This is a genomic window from Flavobacterium sp. FlaQc-49 (assembly GCF_044005985.1).
Taxonomy (GTDB): domain Bacteria; phylum Bacteroidota; class Bacteroidia; order Flavobacteriales; family Flavobacteriaceae; genus Flavobacterium; species Flavobacterium cupriresistens.
In genome coordinates, this window is record NZ_JBIPCS010000002.1 from 236,845 (window position 1) to 255,843 (window position 18,999).

Annotated in this window: 15 protein-coding genes; 8 read left to right on the top strand and 7 right to left on the bottom strand. The window is 35.3% G+C overall.

Features of this window, described 5'->3' with window-relative positions:
- Window positions 1-40: 40 nt before the first annotated feature.
- Window positions 41-1,360 (top strand): APC family permease, encoded by a 1,320-nt coding sequence (locus ACHRV3_RS04305; RefSeq protein WP_395433441.1) that lies wholly within the window; start codon window positions 41-43, stop codon window positions 1,358-1,360.
- A gap of 90 nt (window positions 1,361-1,450) precedes the next feature.
- On the opposite strand, the gene ACHRV3_RS04310 is transcribed toward ACHRV3_RS04305, so the two are convergent.
- Window positions 1,451-4,084, bottom strand: coding sequence for a valine--tRNA ligase (locus tag ACHRV3_RS04310; RefSeq protein ID WP_395433442.1), 2,634 nt, complete (start codon window positions 4,082-4,084; stop codon window positions 1,451-1,453).
- Between the two features lie 232 nt (window positions 4,085-4,316).
- On the opposite strand from ACHRV3_RS04310, the gene ACHRV3_RS04315 reads away from it, so the two are divergent.
- Entirely contained in the window at window positions 4,317-4,697 is a 381-nt protein-coding gene (locus tag ACHRV3_RS04315; protein ID WP_230005050.1) for a DUF1573 domain-containing protein, read from the top strand.
- An 81-nt stretch (window positions 4,698-4,778) separates the two neighbouring features.
- Here ACHRV3_RS04315 and ACHRV3_RS04320 read toward each other — a convergent pair whose 3' ends face one another.
- From ACHRV3_RS04320 to ACHRV3_RS04340, 5 genes are all read right to left on the bottom strand, one after another.
- Complete coding sequence (locus tag ACHRV3_RS04320) at window positions 4,779-5,267, bottom strand: hypothetical protein (RefSeq protein ID WP_395426918.1); 489 nt, start codon at window positions 5,265-5,267, stop codon at window positions 4,779-4,781.
- 138 nt (window positions 5,268-5,405) lie between these two features.
- Window positions 5,406-7,532 (bottom strand): OmpA family protein, encoded by a 2,127-nt coding sequence (locus tag ACHRV3_RS04325; protein ID WP_395433443.1) that lies wholly within the window; start codon window positions 7,530-7,532, stop codon window positions 5,406-5,408.
- A 10-nt stretch (window positions 7,533-7,542) separates the two neighbouring features.
- Window positions 7,543-8,478, bottom strand: a complete 936-nt coding sequence (locus ACHRV3_RS04330) for a type IX secretion system membrane protein PorP/SprF (protein WP_230005047.1) — start codon at window positions 8,476-8,478, stop codon at window positions 7,543-7,545.
- A gap of 32 nt (window positions 8,479-8,510) precedes the next feature.
- Window positions 8,511-11,141, bottom strand: a complete 2,631-nt coding sequence (locus ACHRV3_RS04335) for a gliding motility-associated C-terminal domain-containing protein (RefSeq protein ID WP_395433444.1) — start codon at window positions 11,139-11,141, stop codon at window positions 8,511-8,513.
- 139 nt (window positions 11,142-11,280) lie between these two features.
- Window positions 11,281-12,606 carry a PDZ domain-containing protein gene (locus ACHRV3_RS04340; protein ID WP_395433445.1) on the bottom strand — a complete coding sequence of 442 codons (1,326 nt, stop codon included), beginning with the start codon at window positions 12,604-12,606 and terminating at the stop codon, window positions 11,281-11,283.
- Window positions 12,607-12,729: 123 nt separating this feature from the next.
- On the opposite strand from ACHRV3_RS04340, the gene ACHRV3_RS04345 reads away from it, so the two are divergent.
- From ACHRV3_RS04345 to lgt, 6 genes are all read left to right on the top strand, one after another.
- Window positions 12,730-13,929, top strand: coding sequence for a pyridoxal phosphate-dependent aminotransferase (locus ACHRV3_RS04345; RefSeq protein ID WP_047775548.1), 1,200 nt, complete (start codon window positions 12,730-12,732; stop codon window positions 13,927-13,929).
- Window positions 13,930-14,134: 205 nt separating this feature from the next.
- Window positions 14,135-14,806: a GTP cyclohydrolase I FolE gene (gene folE, locus ACHRV3_RS04350; RefSeq protein ID WP_047775547.1), complete on the top strand. Its 672-nt coding sequence runs from the start codon at window positions 14,135-14,137 to the stop codon at window positions 14,804-14,806.
- A gap of 71 nt (window positions 14,807-14,877) precedes the next feature.
- Complete coding sequence (locus tag ACHRV3_RS04355; protein WP_395433446.1) at window positions 14,878-15,243, top strand: four helix bundle protein; 366 nt, start codon at window positions 14,878-14,880, stop codon at window positions 15,241-15,243.
- Window positions 15,244-15,308: 65 nt separating this feature from the next.
- On the top strand, window positions 15,309-16,784 hold the full coding sequence (gene cysS, locus ACHRV3_RS04360) for a cysteine--tRNA ligase (RefSeq protein WP_395433447.1): 1,476 nt from the start codon (window positions 15,309-15,311) through the stop codon (window positions 16,782-16,784).
- A 21-nt stretch (window positions 16,785-16,805) separates the two neighbouring features.
- Window positions 16,806-17,045: a membrane protein insertion efficiency factor YidD gene (gene yidD / locus ACHRV3_RS04365; RefSeq protein ID WP_395433448.1), complete on the top strand. Its 240-nt coding sequence runs from the start codon at window positions 16,806-16,808 to the stop codon at window positions 17,043-17,045.
- 68 nt (window positions 17,046-17,113) lie between these two features.
- Window positions 17,114-18,046 (top strand): prolipoprotein diacylglyceryl transferase, encoded by a 933-nt coding sequence (lgt, locus tag ACHRV3_RS04370; protein ID WP_230005041.1) that lies wholly within the window; start codon window positions 17,114-17,116, stop codon window positions 18,044-18,046.
- A gap of 245 nt (window positions 18,047-18,291) precedes the next feature.
- Here the strand turns inward: lgt and ACHRV3_RS04375 are convergent, their stop codons facing one another.
- Window positions 18,292-18,915, bottom strand: a complete 624-nt coding sequence (locus ACHRV3_RS04375) for an acyloxyacyl hydrolase (RefSeq protein WP_395433449.1) — start codon at window positions 18,913-18,915, stop codon at window positions 18,292-18,294.
- Between the last annotated feature and the right edge of the window lie 84 nt (window positions 18,916-18,999).

Consider the following 18,999-nt stretch of genomic DNA (forward strand, 5'->3'; position numbering starts at 1 on the left):
TATTATAACTACTTTTGCTCACCAAACAAAACCATTACAAATGATAGATTCCAAAAAAAACCAATTAAAAAAAAGCTTAGGATTAAGTTTTAATATTGCCGTCTTAATTGGGGGAACCATTGGAGTCGGAATTTTACGAACTCCCGGCACAATCGCTTCCTTACTGGACAATTACTGGCTTATTATTATTTCGTGGCTCATTGGCGGATTGTATGTGCTTTTAGGGGCAAACTCTTATGCCGAACTGGCCACAATGCTTCCAAAAGCGGGAGGTTCCTACAATTATATCAAAAGAGCATTTGGAGACTATGCCGGTTTTTTATCGGGTTGGTTTGACTATATTACAAATGTAAGTCCACCTGCTTTTTACTGTATCGTAATCAGCGAATATATCATTATTTTATTTCCCGATCTGGCCAGTTATTCTACCGCGATTGCGATTTCGTTATTACTCGCCTTTGTACTGCTGCATTTAAGCGGTGTAAAAAACGGAAGTGCCATTCAGCAAATCACGAGTTTTATAAAAGTGATTTGTTTCGTTTGTTTATTGGTTGCTTGTTTTATGTATTCGGGAGTAAAATTGCCTGCTATTCCAAAAGACAATTCGTTTTTTCAAATGGGGCTTCTGCTTGGTTTTTTCAAATCACTCCAATTGATCATCGGAACTTATAATGGTTGGAATGGAGTTTGCTTTTTTGCAGAGGAAAATGACAATCCTGGTAAAAACATTCCGCGTTCGCTATACAGTGGCGTGTTATTGGTAATTGCCATTTATGTTTTATTGAATGTTGCTTTTTTCCATGTACTGCCGGTCGAAACTTTAGCAAAATCTAACTTGGCAGCCGCAGATGTAGCGAACATTATCTTCGGAAAAAACGGTGCTATCATTGTTACCGTTATTTCTATTTTTTCATTAATCAGCATTCTAAATGCTTTTATGATGATTCCACCAAGAATCTTATACGGACTAAGTAGAGATGGCTTTTTTGTTGACAAAGGAACAAACGTCAATAAAGGCGGAACTCCAATTGTAGCGCTTTTAGTTTCTTCTTTGTTCAGCTTAATTTTAATCTGTATTGGTTCTTTCGAAGCCTTATTTTCGTTTGCAGCATTTACCTCTATTATTGTTTGGGGACTAGCCTATCTTTCGTTACTGAAACTTAGAGCAAAAGAACCTGATTTACCAAGACCTTACCACTCCTTTTGGTATCCTTGGTCTACTATTATTGCTATTATCGTTTCACTGGCGTTACTAATTGGTTTTATATACAGTGATCCGAAAAGTTTTGGAATTATTGTGGTTATCACCTTAATTTCTTATCCTTTGTTTTTGATTTTAAATCGAATAAAAAATAAATAAAAAAATAAACCCGACAGGTTTTTTCAACCTGTCGGGTTTGTATATTTAAAATAAAATCTAATTATTACTTCAAACCAGTTAACCTCTTTGTTATTTCAAACCGGCTAAACTCTGCTCGATTGTAGCAATTTTTGCTAAAGCATCAGCTTCTTTTTGTCTTTCGTTAGCCAGAACTTTCTCCGGTGCACCGGCAACAAATTTTTCGTTTGCTAACTTAGATTGAACCGATTTTAAGAAACCTTGCGTATAAACTAACTCTGCATTCAATTTTGCAATTTCAGCTTCTACATCAATATTTCCTGTAATCGGAATAAAGTATTCGTTTGATTTTACACGGAAAGACAAAGCTCCGTCTACTTTATCGGAAACATATTCTAATGCCGTGATATTTCCTAATTTCGTTATTACAGTATCAAAATAAGTAGAAGCGTTATCGTTGTTTACCGCTTTCAATTCAATAGCATCTTTAAACGGAATATTCTTGTCTTTACGAATCGTTCTGATTCCAGAGATTACTTCCATTGCATTTTCAAAATCAGCAATTAATTTTGCATCAAATGGCTTCAATTCCGGCCAGGTCGAAACAATTAAAGCTTCTTCCGACGTTCTTTCAGCAATTAAGTGCCAGATTTCCTCGGTAAGGAAAGGCATAAACGGGTGAAGCAACTTTAAGTTACTTTCTAACATTTCGATAGCGCTGTCAAACGTCTTTTTATCGATTGGTTGTTGGTACGCCGGTTTAATCATTTCAAGGAACCAAGAACAGAAATCATCCCAAACCAATTTGTAAATGGCCATTAGAGAATCAGAAATTCTGTATTTCTCAAAGTTATCTTCAATATCAACTAACGTTTGCTGCAATTTTGCTGCATACCACTCGATCGCTACTTTTGATGATTCCGGTTGTGGAATCGTTTCTGAAACTTCCCATCCTTTTATCAATTTAAAGGCATTCCAAATCTTGTTAGAGAACGCTTTTCCTTGATTACATAATTCTTCATCAAACATAATATCGTTTCCGGCAGAAGCGCTTAAAAGCAATCCCACACGAACACCATCAGCACCAAATGTGTCGATTAAATCTAAAGGATCAGGAGAATTCCCTAATGATTTAGACATTTTACGACGTTGTTTGTCACGTACTAAACCGGTTAAATACACATTTGTAAATGGTTTTTCGCCAGCATATTCGTAACCTGCAATAATCATTCTCGCTACCCAGAAAAACAAAATATCCGGACCGGTTACCAAATCATTTGTTGGGTAATAATATTTATAATCTTCGCTTTCAGGATCCATTATTCCGCCAAAAACGGACATTGGCCAAAGCCAGGAAGAGAACCAGGTATCTAAAGCATCAACATCTTGTCTTAGATCTTTTGTTTCAAGTTTCAAGTTTGATGTTTTCTCTTTTGCTAACGCTAAAGCTTCTTCGATCGTTTCTGCTACTACGAAATCTTCTTTTCCGTCTCCGTAATAGTATGCCGGGATTTGTTGTCCCCACCATAATTGACGAGAGATATTCCAATCGCGAATATTGTTTAGCCAATGTGCGTAAGTGTTTTCGAAACGTTTTGGGTGTAATTTAATATCACCATCAACCAAAACAGATTGAATTGCCGGTTTTACTAAATCTTCCATTTTCAAAAACCATTGGTCTGATAATCTTGGTTCGATTACCGCTTTGGTTCTTTCAGAAGTTCCTACTTTATTTAAATGGATTTCGGTTTTTGCCAAAGCTCCGATTTCTTCCAGTTCTTTTGCGATTTCAGTACGAACAACAAAACGATCTTTTCCTTGATAATGTAATCCGAAGCTGTTTAATGTAGCATCTTCATTAAAAATATCAACGATTTCAAGATTGTGTTTCTCTCCTAAGGTTTTATCGTTCATATCGTGCGCAGGAGTCACTTTTAAACAACCTGTTCCGAACTCCACATCTACATACTCGTCTTCAATAATAGGAATTACTCTTCCGCAAATTGGAACGATGGCGTTTTTACCTTTTAAATGGGTGAAACGTTCGTCATTTGGATTGATACAAACAGCGGTATCTCCAAAAATAGTTTCCGGACGGGTTGTAGCGATCGTTAAGAAATCTTCTGAACCTTCAATTTTATAGTTTAAGAAAAATAATTTCCCTTGTTGTTCTTCGTAAATTACTTCCTCGTCAGACAAAGTAGTTTTGGCTTCCGGATCCCAGTTTACCATTCGGTATCCTCTGTAGATTAATCCTTTGTTGTACAAATCAACAAAAGAACGAATTACAGATGCAGACATATCGGGATCCATAGTAAATTTGGTACGTTCCCAATCGCAGGAAGCACCTAATTTTTTAAGCTGATCTAAGATTACACCACCATATTTATCTGTCCATTCCCAAGCGTGCGCCAGAAACTCTTCACGTGTTAAATCATTTTTATTGATTCCTTCCGCTTTCAATTTAGCTACAACCTTTGCTTCAGTAGCAATCGATGCGTGATCCGTTCCAGGAACCCAACAAGCATTGAATCCTTTAAGACGCGCTCTTCTGATTAAAACATCCTGAATGGTATTGTTCAGCATATGCCCCATATGCAAGACTCCTGTGACGTTTGGCGGCGGAATTACAATTGTATAAGGCGTTCTATGATCTGGTTCTGAATGAAAATAATTATTTTTCATCCAGTAATCATACCATTTATTCTCGATCGTTTTAGCGTCAAATTGTGCTGGAATTGTCATTGTATATTGGATATGTTATTTCTGTTTATTACTCATTGGTCTTGCTTGTTTTTTTGGCTCTAAAATAACCAATAAACACATTGACCTGTAAACTTTTAGACTTTGGTTTAATTTTTGTATTTATTATTGACAGCAAAAGTAAATAATTAAGTACACTATAAAAAGCGAAATAATAATTTGTGTATTAATTAAAAGAAAGTATATTTACTTACAACTCAAAAATAATTTCAAAATGAAAAATGTAGCCACTTTTATCGTAATCGCATTGTTTACCACAATTGGTTATACGCAAAACGGCCCAAAAATTGAATTTGCAGCCTCGGACAACACAATTGATTATGGAAAAATTTCTAAAGGTGATAATGGACTCCGCTCTTTTGAATTCACCAATACAGGAGATGCACCACTATTGATTACCGGCGCTGAATCTACCGTTAGCTCCATTATTGTTACCAAACCAGCCGCAGCAATTTTACCCGGTAAAAAAGGAAAAATTGATGTAAAATATAACATGGCTGCCGGCCCGATTCGTAAAACAATCACTGTTGAAACTAATGCCGTAAATTACCCTGATGGTAGAGTCGCCCTAAAAATTAAGGGAGAAGTTTTATAAAAAAATTAAAAGCTAAAAAATAGTAAAAGCCGTTTCTTAAATTAGAAACGGCTTTTTTTATGCTTTTTTTTATTTAAATAACTACTTTGACTCTTCCACACAGTCTACAGTTGTAAATTTATATTTAACGTTATCAAAATCGATAGGTTTATCTTTTACCAAATAAGTTACGCCCATAGTAGTCTGCATTGTTCCATTTCCTAAAATAAGCTGTTTGTCTCGTTTTAAAAGAGCCATCGGATTTTTGAATTTAGTATTCTTGTTGGTCTTGTCACTAAACGTATAATCTACAAATAAGGTATCTCCATGAAATTCTCCTTTGATATCGCCAATCTTCTCTGCTGCCTGAGCAACCTTCATTACCATGTTACCCGTTATTTTACCATCTTTCAAAGTATTCAACTTTAAGTCAATAGTATCCTTTTCGTATATTGCTTTGTAACATTGAACACTTACAACTTTTTTAGCTTCAGTTTTGGCAGCTTCAATTGCTTTCCACTTTTCATCATTTTTACAGCTTTGGAATCCAATACAGGTTAAAAGCAGGCAGGATAAGGCTAGATTTCTCATAGTTAGATATTTAATTTCATGGTTATTTTATAAAATTAATTAAAAAACGTTCCAAAAAAAAGATTTCTAAATTAAATCTCAATTGATTTAACCCGATTTAAGAAACCGCATTGATTTTCAATCAAATAAGAAACTAAATTATAAATTCTTAATCACAAATTCGCTTCGTCTGTTTAATTCGTGCTGCTCTTCTGTGCAGGAATCATCGGTTTTGCATTTTACAATTGGGATTGATTCTCCATAACCTTTAGCAAGAACTCTCTTGGGCTCAATTCCGGATTCTAATAAAAATTCTCTGGTCGAAGAAGCTCTTTTCTGAGATAATTCTTCATTAAATTTAGCATTTCCACGCGAATCTGTATGGGAACCTATCTCAATAACCATCTCCGGATATTTTTTCATCAGGGCAACAACTCTGCCCAAAACTACTTTGGACTCTTTACGAATGTACCACATATTGTAATCAAAATAAATCGGATCGGTTTTTATAAGCAATCGGTCCTTTTCTTTCACAACATCTTTTTCCTGTTTTAAAATCTGGTCCTCTTTTTCCTTTTTCTTAATTTCTGCCGCTACAATTTCCTCCGCTTTTGCTTTTTTCTCTGCCTCTTTTAAAGCGATAACTGCCAACGCTTCTTTCTCTTTTTTCTGTTCAGCAAGTCGTTGTTCTTCTTTTCTTTTATTTTCGGCTATTTGTTGTTCTTCTAATTTAATAGCTTCGATGGATCGGAGCGTCATCGAAGCATCATTACTGGCATTTCTGGTTTTTCCCGATGTTACCGCTCTTGATTCGTTGGTGTATTTTTCTTTGAATGCCAGAACGATAAACGAACTTTCACAGCCAACCGTAAAACTAAACTTTCCATCTGCGGCAGTAGTAGCTGTACTTATTGTTTTTTTCTCTGAATCTTGTAACATTACCGTTGCATTTTCCAATACCTGTTTTGTGTCAAAATCCGTAATGATTCCTGCAATAAACTGTTTACAATCTTCTACAATTAATTCTTTAGTTTCGGTAAATTGATAAATATCGTCACTCCCCTTTCCTCCTTCTCTGTTTGATGCAAAATAACCTTCTTTGGCTCCTGAAATCGTAAAAGAAAAATCATCCAAATTAGAGTTTAAAGGCAAACCAATATTTACCGGTTTTGAATAGTCATTTCCACTAATTTCTGAAACAAAAACATCCAGTGATCCATATCCTAAATGACCGTCCGAAGAAAAATAGAGCTTATTATCTTCCGAAACAAAAGGAAACTGTTCTCTTTTGTTGGTATTAACAACAGGTCCGAGGTTTTTTGGAGTATCAAATGCTCCTTTATTGATGTTCACCGAAAAAATATCAAAAGACCCCAATGTTCCGGGCATATCTGAAGAAAAATACAGTACTTTTTCATCCGCACTTAAAGCAGGATGTTCAACGGAATAATTAGGACTGTTAAATGGAAGTGCCGTTACGTTTGTCCATTTTCCCTCAACTAATTCAGCTTTAAAAATTTGAAGGTTTGAAATTTTCTGTTCGTTTTTTCTTTTCTTTCCGTTTTTTGAATTGTTACGGGTAAAATAAATGGTTTTGCCGTCTTTTGTAAAAACAGCATTCGATTCGTGCATTCCGGTTTTTAATTCATCAGCAAAGTAAGACAATACCGCCTCTTTGGAATTGCTGTTTTTTGTTGGCACTGCTACTAAATTTAAATAGGTTTCATTATCCCATTTAAACTTTTTATCAAACAGACCCGGATTTAATTTAACCCCGGCAAAAACCAAATTGCCTTTGTACTCCACCGCCCCAAACTCTGAATTAGGGGTGTTTATTGCTAAATTTTTAATCTCAAATCGATTCCCGATGGCAGAGACATTTTCCAGTTCTTTTAATTCTTTCTCAAAATAAACAGCATCGTCTGCATTAGCTGATTTGGCATAATATTCTCTTAGCGCAGCATTAGCCTGATCATCACTGTTACTGGCTTTTAAAGTTTGTGCGTATCGGTAATAATATTCTCTGTCTAAATCTTTATTGTAGCTGTTTATTAAAAGTCTATAATAACGCTGCGCTTTGATCAGATCATTGGTGTAATAATAAGAATCTGCCAAGTTTTTAATCACTTCCTGAGACGGCTTATCCACCGCTAGTTTTCCATATAATACGATAGCTTCACTGTAATACGTTTTATCAAAAAAACGTTTGGCTCTTACCAAATCCTGATCCTGGGCCTTTATAAACTGTATTGAAAATACGAATATAATAACGAGTAGTTTTTTCATATTTTTCATTTTAAAAGAATCTTGGTGATTTATCAAACCCTTTTCCTAATAAGTCCAAATCAAAAAGCAGCATAATTTCATGGGTACCTGAATTAAACTGTCCTAAATTAGAAAGTGTGTAATCGTAAGCATAACCCACTCTAAGAGTTGGTGTAATATTTATGTTTGCCAAAATACTCACTGCATCATCCAATCGGTAAGCTGCTCCTAACTCAAACTTTTCATTGTATAAAACGTTTAGCGACAGATCTAAAGCAATCGGAGCTCCTTTAACAAATCTTGACATAAAGGCTGGTTTTAATTTTAACATGTCATTCATTTGAAAAACATATCCGGCCGTTAAAAAAGTATGAACATTTTCGGATCCAAAAGCATTTATTCCGGATCTTTCTTCAATATGTTTAGTCTTCAATAAACCGGGAGAAGATATTCCGACATATAAGTTATCTCTGAAATAATAGGCACCTACTCCTATATTAGGTTTGGTTACATTAACGTCTTGAGCAAAAGCCAAATCAGTATTGGCATTTCCACTTTGCAATAAGAAACCGTTAAAATTGGTTTGCAAGGACGTAAATCCGGCTTTTAATCCAAGTGAAAGTTTATTTTTTCCGCCTAAATTTAGGACATAGGCAAAATCAGCATAAAAATTATTCTCTTTTTTAGCGCCATCTCCAATATCATCAGAGATCAGCGACATCCCTACTTCTACTTTATCACTCACGGCTGTATGTCCAAAAAAGGTAAATGTTTTTGGAGCGCCGATAGCTCCAACCCATTGTGTTCTGTACAAACCACCAACATTCAACATCGCGGGTGTACCCGTTGCATATGCAGGGTTTACGACGCTCATATTATACATATAATGCGTATACTCCGGATCCTGCTGTGCTGAAACTGAGGTTATATAAAAGAGGAAACTTATAAAAAGTATTATTTTTTTCATTTGAAAATCATATTAAAGAACGTAATAATCAATTATCTGTTTAAATAAAGACGTCCTTGTTTTGGTGGTTTGTTTCCTTTATTAAAATAGAGCACGTAAAAATAAACGCCGTTCGGTGCTATTCCGCTGCTAATGCCACTGGCTTCATAATTTAATCCGTCCCAACCTGGTTTATTCTTAAATCCTTTATACATTTCGTTTCCATATCTGTTGAAAATCTGAAGTGTGTAACTCGGATACAAAAAGTCGATATCCTGAATTACAAAAGAATCATTTACACCATCTCCATTAGGCGAAAATCCATCAGGGATAAAAACATTTTCTAAAGAATCACATTTTGTTAAAAACACAACAACTTCAAGACTATTCTCCGAAATACAACCTGTTGTACTTTCAAAATCGAACCCAAAATAATGTCCATTTTCAACCAATGGCGTAGTTGATGACACTACATTTCCATTGGTACGAGCGTCATACCAAACGACCGATAAGGGTGAATTGGTTCGATTAGTCAAATCTGCAATCGTAGGCCTATCTAGTCCACAAAAACCTGCTCCCTCTGAATTTAATACCGGAGCCGCAGAATCATTTATCGTAACCGCAATCATCGTTGGTTCTGATGTACAACCGGCAGTGGAAGTTTCCCTTACATAATAATTCTCTGATTTCAGAATGTATGTTGCGGCAAGTGGTGTCGTTGCTGTTTCAGAAATATACCATTTATATGGAGCTCCATTGGGTTGTAAGTTGGCAATTGTCGCACCGTCTGCTTTACAAAAAGACTGAGGATTTGCCGATGGAGCAACAGGAATCGCATTTATCAAAAAAACATCTGACAAATTGGTTATATTGGTACCACAACCTGTTATATTATTAGTCAGTCTCGTAATCGAAACAGTATAGGTTCCCGGATTTGTCGCGGGACCGGAAGGAAGTACAAAACTTGCATTGCCACCCGATACAGGCAAACTAACGGTTAACGGTGTAGAAGTGGTGTTATCTGCTACAGTATACGATAATGAAATATCTGTTAAAGTTCCTAGTCCACTAACTTGAACAGAAACAGGCTCTCCAAAACAAACGTCTTTAATTTGCATTCTTACTGTTGCTGTAGCTGGTAATGGATTTATCAAAATATCACCACTCAAATTAGCAGTATTGGCACATTGAGAAATCACATGACTGATATTTGTAATCGTTAATACCGCAGTACCCGCATTGGAATTTAAAATAGCCGGAAGCGAAAAACTCGCATTGCCAGCCGTAAATGTAGCTCTTGCTATTTGTCCGGTGGCCGTATTGGCTCCCGTTAAATTATAAAGAAGATCATAGGTTCCGTCTGTAATTTTTATGGCATCAGAAATCTGCACTGTTGCACTCTCGTTCTGACAAGTTGTAATTGGTGTAATTTTGGCATCACTTAAATCCGGTATCGCATATACGACTAAGTCATCGGATAAATTATTGATAATATTGGTACATTTTCTGGAACTATTAAATGCAAAAATATCTAGAATACTTACGTTAAAGCTTCCTACCTGTTGAAAAAACTTTGAATCTAATGGAAATATAAGAACTCCATTAGTAAAATTTGCTATTACTTCTACCGCTCCTCCATTTGGCCCCGACACCTTATATTGTACAAAATAGCTTCCATCGGGAATAACGGCGTTTCCTTTTCTTATTGTAACGGAATAATTTGCCGTTGCAATCTCCGTTTCACAGATATCCGTATTAACTGTAAGAGTAGCTCCTGTAAAATCAAGCTTTTTTTCAAGCCTAAACCATACGGTTGTTTCTTCTGGATCGCAAATTGGTTTTGGAGATAAAACCCTATAGGTAAAGTAAAAATAACCTTCCCCAAATCGGTCGTATATCTTTTCCATATCTACAAAATGGTCGCCTGAAAAAGTTAATTCCCCCGTATTTATACGGTTACTGTCACTCCAAGTTCCACCTGCATCCTGATCTTTTAGCAATGTATAAAGATCAAAATTGGTATAAGCAGACAAACCATCACTTGCACACAAAGACAAACGTATTGGTTCTCCTGATTTTGGTGCCCTGACAACGGTTATAACAGCCGATGAAGATACAGCTGGACAGCTACCAATGGCGGGCATTGTATAAGTAAATTTATAATCTCCTTCAAAATCAGTAATATTAATTGAAGAATCAACATTTTTATTGGTCGTGTTATCGAACCATTGTCCATTATACTGTGGTCCTAAAAAGAGACCATTAAAGGCTTCAAAAAGATTAAAACTGCCGGTTGCGCTACACTGTGTTGAATTTGAGGTAATCCCCGAATAACCACCAATAGTTACCGTTACTGTGGCTGAATTATCTGTACAGCCAGCCCCGCCATTAACTGTATACGTATAATGGTAAATTCCGCTTTGGCGAATAAGATGTACATTTAAAACTCCTGTTGTCGCATTTAATCCCCCTGTCTCATCGTCATCTGACCATACTCCTCCCGCTGTTGGTGTTCCTCCCAATGCTGCATATAAATTAATCGATTGATTAGCAGGATTAGGAATATCACATACCGTAAGATTACCATCATTCCCCGCGCATTGTGCAAAAACTGAAGAAGGCATAAACGAGAAAAAGACAAAAAACAATATAAAATATAAGAATTTGATGTGATTTTTGAACATAGATTCTATTTTTAGACAAACATATGAAAATATTAATCCCTCGTAAATAAAAAACAAAATTTTCTTGTTAATTTTAACTTAAAATTAAAAAGATTAACATTCCTTAACCCTTAATATACCTACTTTATCGACAAATGACCTACAATTCGTCTTCAAGCTTAAATTTGAATTTCAAAATCAAACTATTTCGCTCTACTTCTAAAGTAATCCAAATATCATCTTCCGATTTTAAAAGTGCATTTATTTGTTGAAGCGAATATTTGTAAGGCAATACGCTATTGATACTCACAATAATATCTCCTTTCATCAAACCGCATTTTTCAGCAGCCGAAAACTTGCGGATGTTTACGATTTCAAAAACGGGCTTTAAACTAAATTTGTACCTAAAATCATTTCCTTTTCTTGCATTTGCTTCCATCTCGCCCAGAGATGATGTAACTTGAACCGTTTCTAAGTGAACAGTCTCCTGTACCCATTGCAAACCATTGTGTTGAACGGTAATACCGCTTTTATTATAAGTGAACGGTTCCGAAAATTTGCTGTTTTTTTTCAGAAACAGCTTTTGATCTGCATAATCCAACACCACTGTAAATCTTTTTAAAACTTCCCCGCCAAGAGAGCCAATACGCCCGGGAACCATTTTTACATTTCGAACTGATGTTGAATCGGGAAAAGAAACAATTGGATTTTTAAACTCAAAATCAGCAATCGAAAATTTCGAAATTTTTGCCCTGTGCCCTTCAATGTCGCCACTAAAGCCTTTTCCTAAAAAATCAGGAAAGTTTTTTGTTGGCAATTTTATTTTATCATTTTCAAAAACCCAAAAAGCATCACTGTTGCCAATATCAATAAGCAGTTTAGCAGGAATATCCACACCGTCAACAACAGCCGTTGATTGTATATAAGGCTTGGATCGTTCAATTGTTATTGGAATTGTTTCAAATTTTTTCTCAAGTCTCTTTCTGGTCTTTTCGTTATTGAGATGAATAGTAACTTTCTTTTTTTGATAATTAATTTCAACTAAATTATTTTTAAAAAATTTATAGCCAATAATTCCATTTACGGGAATTCCGATATGTGAGGACAAATTAAATTCCTGATCGAGAATAATATAAAGCAATTGATTTATAGATTTCAAGCCATGGGTTTCTAAGACGTTGTTGGTCGATTTCAATCCTTCAATTTCTTCGTCACCTCCTAATCCTCTCAGTTTTATTTTTTCAACATTATTAAAATGAACTTCTTGTCTTTCGTCCATACTAAACAAGATGGTTTCTTCTACACCGGAATCCAGTAGAAAATTTAATTCTACTCCATTTACCTTTATAGGAATAAAAATAAGATTGTTGATCAATTTAAAAGGGATAGTAACCTTCGAGCGTTGGTTTTCTATCATAAAATCATTTTGAGCATTTAATAGAAAAGGTGTTAAAAGCCCAAAAAACAACACTATATATTTTTTCATTTATAATATTTTAGTATAAATTTAGTAAATATATTCATAATTGTTACATTTTCATAAGTCACTATAATGTTTACGTTAAATTCGAAAAAAAAATGCAAATTTGCACTTCAATACAAATAGCTCATGCCAACAATTTCGCAAAAAGGCATCAACATGCCCGAATCACCGATACGTAAACTTGCTCCTTATGCAGATATTGCAAAGCAAAAAGGACATAAAGTGTATCATTTAAACATTGGTCAACCGGATATCAAGACACCCGAAGTAGCCATCCAGGCGGTAAAAAATATTGACTTAACTATTATAGAATACAGCCCGTCTGCCGGCTATGAAAGTTATAGAAAAAAATTAGCACAGTTTTACCAACGCCAAAATGTAAATGTCAACTCTGAAGATATCATTATCACTACCGGTGGTTCTGAAGCCTTATTGTTTGCGTTGGCCACTATAACAGATCCGGGAGATGAGATAATCATTCCGGAACCTTTTTATGCTAATTATCATGCCTTTGCATCATCAACCAGTGCTACTGTGGTTCCTGTTATCTCGACTATCGAAACGGCATTTGCATTGCCAAGCATTGAAACGGTTGAAAAATTAATCACACCAAAAACAAAGGCCATCTTAATCTGTAATCCGGGAAATCCAACAGGATACCTATACTCCGAATCAGAAATTAAACAACTGGCCGGTTTGATTAAAAAATACGACTTATACTTAATCGCCGACGAGGTATATCGTGAATTTCTGTACGATACAGATGATGTTCATTACTCGGTAATGAATTTAGATGACGTACAACAAAATGTAATTATGGTCGATTCTGTTTCTAAACGTTACAGTATGTGTGGCGCAAGAATTGGCTGTCTGGTTACCAAAAACAAAGAAGTTTTAGCAACTGTAATGAAATTTGCTCAAGCAAGACTAAGCCCTCCGACTATCGAACAAATTGCCTGTGAAGCTGCTATAGACACTCCTCAGAGTTATTTTGACGAAGTTATTTCGGAATACAAAGAGCGTCGTGATACTTTGATTACAGAATTAAATAAAATAGAAGGCGTAATTGTAACCAAACCCAAAGGTGCTTTTTACTGTATTGCTCAATTACCAATTGATAATGCTGATGATTTTGCACAATGGCTTTTGGAAAGTTATGATTTGAATGGAGAAACCGTAATGGTCGCTCCTGCCGCAGGTTTTTATTCTACTCCCGGAATGGGACTCAATCAGGTTAGAATTGCCTATGTCCTGAACAAAAAAGACTTAATTAGTGCCGTAAATGTTCTTAAAGAAGCTCTTTTAGTTTATAACAGTAGAAAATAAGTCCACTCCAATAACATCAATCGCAAAAGACAATAACAGCTTAAAGTTATTGTCTTTTGTATTTTAAATAAAGCGCTCTTTGGTTTTAATTTAAACGATATCCAAAAAGTAGGCACTAAATAATAAAAACGATAGAAAAGGTTTGCTTTTTATTAATTATCTTTACCGCCTTAAAAAGATTTACCACATATAATAGTAGTTTTTAATGATAAATAACGAAGATTTTTTAGACGAAATGGGTGACAATCACTTTAGCAGTAATGCGCAAAACCCTCTTAGAAAGGACGCTTTTGACTTAAGTGACGATGAAAAAATAGAAAAAATAAAAAAAGATGTCGAAAACATTCTGCAAACGCTTGGAATGGATTTGACGGACGACAGCATAAAAGGTACTCCAAACCGAGTTGCTAAGATGTTTGTAAAAGAAATTTTTGGCGGTCTTAATCCTTCCAAACAACCAAAAGCTTCTACTTTTGACAATAATTACAAATACGGTGAAATGTTAGTTGAAAAAAACATTACCGTTTATTCTACCTGCGAACACCATTTGTTACCAATCATCGGAAGAGCTCATGTTGCTTATATTTCGAGCGGAAGAGTTATTGGTTTATCTAAAATGAACCGAATTGTTGAATATTATGCCAAAAGACCTCAGGTTCAGGAGCGTCTAACCATGCAGATTGTTCAGGAATTACAAAAAGCTCTTGGCACAGAAGATGTTGCCTGCGTGATCGATGCCAAACACCTTTGCGTTAATTCAAGAGGAATCAAAGATATCGAAAGCAGCACTGTAACCTCAGAATTTGGTGGAAAATTCAAAGATCCACAAACCAAAAGAGAATTTCTTGATTACATAAAATTAGAAACTCAATTCTAGGTTAATCGTTGATTTGTTTAACTGTTTAACCGATTAAACAAATCAACAATTAAACGACTAAACTAAAACCAATGTACGGTTTTTCATTTGAAAAGTTAGAAGTTTGGCAAAGCTCAAGAATTTTTACTTTGGATATTTACAAATTAACTAGTAAATTTCCATCAAATGAATTATTTGGAATTACATCTCAAATAAGAAGAAGTACTTCGTCAATCGCTACCAGCATTGCAGAAGGAACATCAAGAGATACAAGTAAAGAGAAAGCTCGTTTTTTGACAATTTCATACGTATCAGCAATGGAAACTTTAAATCATTTGATTCTTTCAAAAGATTTAGGTTACATTTCGGAAGAGGAATATATTCAATGCCGCGAAAAACTTGAAAAAATTTGCAATCAGATAAATAATCTAAAAAAATATTATCTTTCAAAAGAATAAAATTGACCAATCCGGAATAAACGAATTAACACTTTAACAGTTAAACGATTAAACAAAATAACATTATGCCACTATACACAAGTCAACCTCTAAAAATATACAACTCACTTTCGGGTGAAAAAGAAAGTTTCAACCCTATTCATATAGGAAATGTTGGAATGTATGTTTGCGGACCTACGGTTTATAGCAATGTACACTTGGGCAATGTTAGAACCTTTATGTCTTTTGACATTATTTTCAGATATTTTTCACATCTGGAATACAAAGTGCGCTACGTAAGAAACATTACTGATGTTGGACATATTGTGGATGATGTCGATGAAGGTGAAGATAAAATTGCCAAAAAAGCACGTTTAGAGCAAGTTGAACCAATGGAAATTGTACAACGCTATACAGTAGATTTTCATGATATTTTAAGATCATTTAACTTTCTGCCGCCAAGCATTGAACCAACTGCTACAGGACACCTTATTGAGCAAATTGAAGTCATCAAAAAAATTATCGATACCGGAATTGGATACGAATCTAACGGATCGGTTTATTTTGATGTTGTTAAATATAACGAAACCAAAAATTACGGCATATTAAGCGGAAGAAACATCGAAGATATGCTTACTAATACCCGCGATCTTGACGGGCAGTCTGACAAAAGAAATCCACAGGATTTTGCGCTTTGGAAAAAAGCAGAACCGGAACATGTTATGAGATGGCCGTCTCCATGGAGTGATGGTTTCCCAGGCTGGCATCTTGAATGTACAGCCATGAGCACCAAATATCTGGGCAATCATTTTGATATTCACGGAGGTGGAATGGATTTAAAATTCCCGCACCACGAATGTGAAATCGCACAAAATGAAGCTTGCACCGGTCACTCTCCGGTTAATTACTGGATGCATGCTAACATGCTTACCTTAAATGGTAAAAAAATGGCAAAATCAACCGGAAATAACATTTTACCGGGTGAAATACTAAGTGGAGACAACAACATTCTAAGCAAAGCCTTTTCGGCTTCTGTGACCCGTTTCTTTATGTTACAGGCACATTACAGAAGTATTTTAGATTTCTCTGACGATGCTATTGTTGCCGCAGAAAAAGGGTATAAAAGATTAATGGAAGCCGTTAACGCTTTACCGGCAATCACTTCAAGCGCAACAAGTTCTATAGATATTACATCTTGGAAACAGTTGTGTTATGATGCCATGAATGATGATTTTAACACGCCTATCTTAATCGCACAATTATTTGAAGCTGTTCGTTACATCAACTTATTAAAAGAAGGAAAAGAAACTATTTCTAAAGACGATTTAGCAATCTTTACCGCTGCCATCAATGCTTTTGTATTTGATGTTTTAGGTTTGATTGACGAAAAAGCAGAGGGTAATAATGACAAATTAGACGGTGTTGTAAATATGCTTATCGGAATGAGAAATCAGGCCAGAGCAGATAAAAACTTTGCCCTTTCTGACCAGATTCGTGACCAGTTAATCGAACTTGGCATTCAATTAAAAGACGGAAAAGAAGGTACCAGTTTTTCCTTGTAAACATTCAATTTCTAATAAACCATGAAAGTAATCACTCCATTTGTTTTATTAGTGCGTTTTTATCAAAATGCCATTTCGCCCTTTACACCGGCAAGTTGCAGATTTGAGCCAACCTGTTCCAGTTATATGATTCAGGCGCTGCAGATACATGGATTATTTTATGGTGGTTACCTCGGAATTAAACGTATTTTGAGTTGTCATCCCTGGGGAAAAACCGGTTACGATCCTGTTCCCGAAAAGAAATGTTTGCACAAACATTAACTTTTAATAAAGACTTACTCTGTTATAAATATTTATTTTTACAACACAAAAAAAAAACAATTCAACATATGACACATGCCTTAAACATCATTTGGAACCCTTCAGAAGGAATCGATTTAGGATTTTTTATGATTCGTTATTACAGTTTAATGTTCGTAATCGCTTTTGGACTAGGATGGTACTTAATGAAAAAGATTTTCGAGCGCGAAAACGAACCGATCGACAAATTAGATTCTTTATTTGTATGGACTGTTTTAGCCACTTTAATCGGTGCACGTTTAGGTCATGTTTTATTTTATGATTGGGAATATTTTAGAAATCATTTACTTGAAATCTTTCTGCCTTTTAGATTTGAACCAAAGTTTGAATTCACAGGATTCCAGGGATTAGCAAGTCACGGTGCAGCAATTGCCATCATTGTGGCCATGTATTATTTTAGTAAAGTAGTCTTAAAACGTCCTTTATTATGGATCTTAGACCGAGTTGTAATACCGGTTGCCAGTGGTGCTATTTTTGTTCGTTTAGGAAATTTTTTCAATTCTGAAATCATCGGACACGAAACTACTTCTCCATTTGGAATTCGTTTTCTTCACGATCAATTCAGCAAAGCAGAAGCTGTAAATGCGACCAGTATACAAAACCCTAAAGAAGCTTATAATGCTATCGTAGCAGATCCAAAATTTGCCGATTTGTTAGCACAAGTACCAGCAAAACACCCGACACAATTATATGAAGGCTTTTGTTATATTTTTGTGTTTGCAATCTTATTTTTCTTGTACTGGAAAACAAATGCAAGACTTAAATCAGGTTATCTGTTTGGACTATTTTTAGTATTGTTATTTGCGGTTCGCTTTGTTGTCGAGTATGTAAAAGAAAGCCAAGGCGGAATCGAAGAAGAACTTGGTCTGTTCTCAACAGGACAATGGCTAAGTATTCCATTTATTATTGTTGGACTATACTTTATTATCAGAGCACAAAGAAATCCTTTAGCGACTTCTTAATTACAATAAAGTCAAAAATACAAGCGAGGCTGTTTCAATACAAATGAAACAGCCTCGCTTTTTTTGTGCTTATAGGTTCAGGGGCAAAAACTGGAAAATTTTTAAACCATATAAGTGATGTAAGTTCATTTTAGATTTACTTTGCGACACTTACCGAAAAAGGATCAATCGCCAAAAGTTGTGCGGAAAATCATAAGGTAGAAAAATGAGCAACTTAATACGCATCGAAATCAAGTTCTAGGACTTTAATCCTTCCCAAGAGAATACGAAACCCCAAACTCAATATTCTTTGTATTATAGCCCGCATTTGAGCTTCCTAGACCTGCATTAGAAACATGCCTGATACTTGGACGCACATCAAAGTGGAATCTTTGCGCTTTCAACGAAAAACCAAGCGCTAACACATCGGCAAAAGCAAATCCTTCAGACATGCGTTCTGTTTCTGTGTCTGTAATCATCGGGCCAATACTTCCTAAAAAATAAACGGAAAGACTTTTATTTATCGGCTTTCGGATCAAAAAACCAATGTTCAGCACATATTCATGAATGTTTTTTAGTTTCGTATAAGCAGCACGTTTTTCCAAATAATCAGGCTCCTCCGGTTTAACAAAATAGAAATTCAGCAATTGGTGCGTTCCAAAATTAACTTCGGGCTGGACCAAAACTTCATATTGAAAATGTTTTGCTTCTTTTAACCGGTAATACAATTGTGCCTTATAAAAGTGATTGGTGAAAGTGTAATTCCTATTCTTTAATTCACTTCCAAAACCGTAATTAAATCCGACCCTCAAATTCCCCTCACGCTCTTGTCCGCACAGCCTAAAGACACCTAAAAAAACCAACAAACCTAATAGTAATGTTCTACTCATAAATTACATTTATAAATTTAAATATAGCACAAAAAAAAAGGATCCAACTTTCGTTGAATCCTTTTTTTTATATAAAACTTAATT

Bases quoted from the DNA above. Each gene is read 5' to 3' on its own strand.
- ACHRV3_RS04355 (WP_395433446.1), top strand. From the start codon at position 14,878: ATGTACGGTTTTTCATTTGAAAAGTTAGAAGTTTGGCAAAGCTCAAGA.
- ACHRV3_RS04315 (WP_230005050.1), top strand. From the start codon at position 4,317: ATGAAAAATGTAGCCACTTTTATCGTAATCGCATTGTTTACCACAATT.
- folE (WP_047775547.1), top strand. From the start codon at position 14,135: ATGATAAATAACGAAGATTTTTTAGACGAAATGGGTGACAATCACTTT.
- ACHRV3_RS04340 (WP_395433445.1), bottom strand. From the start codon at position 12,606: ATGAAAAAATATATAGTGTTGTTTTTTGGGCTTTTAACACCTTTTCTA.
- ACHRV3_RS04345 (WP_047775548.1), top strand. From the start codon at position 12,730: ATGCCAACAATTTCGCAAAAAGGCATCAACATGCCCGAATCACCGATA.
- ACHRV3_RS04305 (WP_395433441.1), top strand. From the start codon at position 41: ATGATAGATTCCAAAAAAAACCAATTAAAAAAAAGCTTAGGATTAAGT.
- ACHRV3_RS04320 (WP_395426918.1), bottom strand. From the start codon at position 5,267: ATGAGAAATCTAGCCTTATCCTGCCTGCTTTTAACCTGTATTGGATTC.
- yidD (WP_395433448.1), top strand. From the start codon at position 16,806: ATGAAAGTAATCACTCCATTTGTTTTATTAGTGCGTTTTTATCAAAAT.
- ACHRV3_RS04375 (WP_395433449.1), bottom strand. From the start codon at position 18,915: ATGAGTAGAACATTACTATTAGGTTTGTTGGTTTTTTTAGGTGTCTTT.
- ACHRV3_RS04335 (WP_395433444.1), bottom strand. From the start codon at position 11,141: ATGTTCAAAAATCACATCAAATTCTTATATTTTATATTGTTTTTTGTC.
- ACHRV3_RS04330 (WP_230005047.1), bottom strand. From the start codon at position 8,478: ATGAAAAAAATAATACTTTTTATAAGTTTCCTCTTTTATATAACCTCA.
- ACHRV3_RS04310 (WP_395433442.1), bottom strand. From the start codon at position 4,084: ATGACAATTCCAGCACAATTTGACGCTAAAACGATCGAGAATAAATGG.
- ACHRV3_RS04325 (WP_395433443.1), bottom strand. From the start codon at position 7,532: ATGAAAAAACTACTCGTTATTATATTCGTATTTTCAATACAGTTTATA.
- cysS (WP_395433447.1), top strand. From the start codon at position 15,309: ATGCCACTATACACAAGTCAACCTCTAAAAATATACAACTCACTTTCG.
- lgt (WP_230005041.1), top strand. From the start codon at position 17,114: ATGACACATGCCTTAAACATCATTTGGAACCCTTCAGAAGGAATCGAT.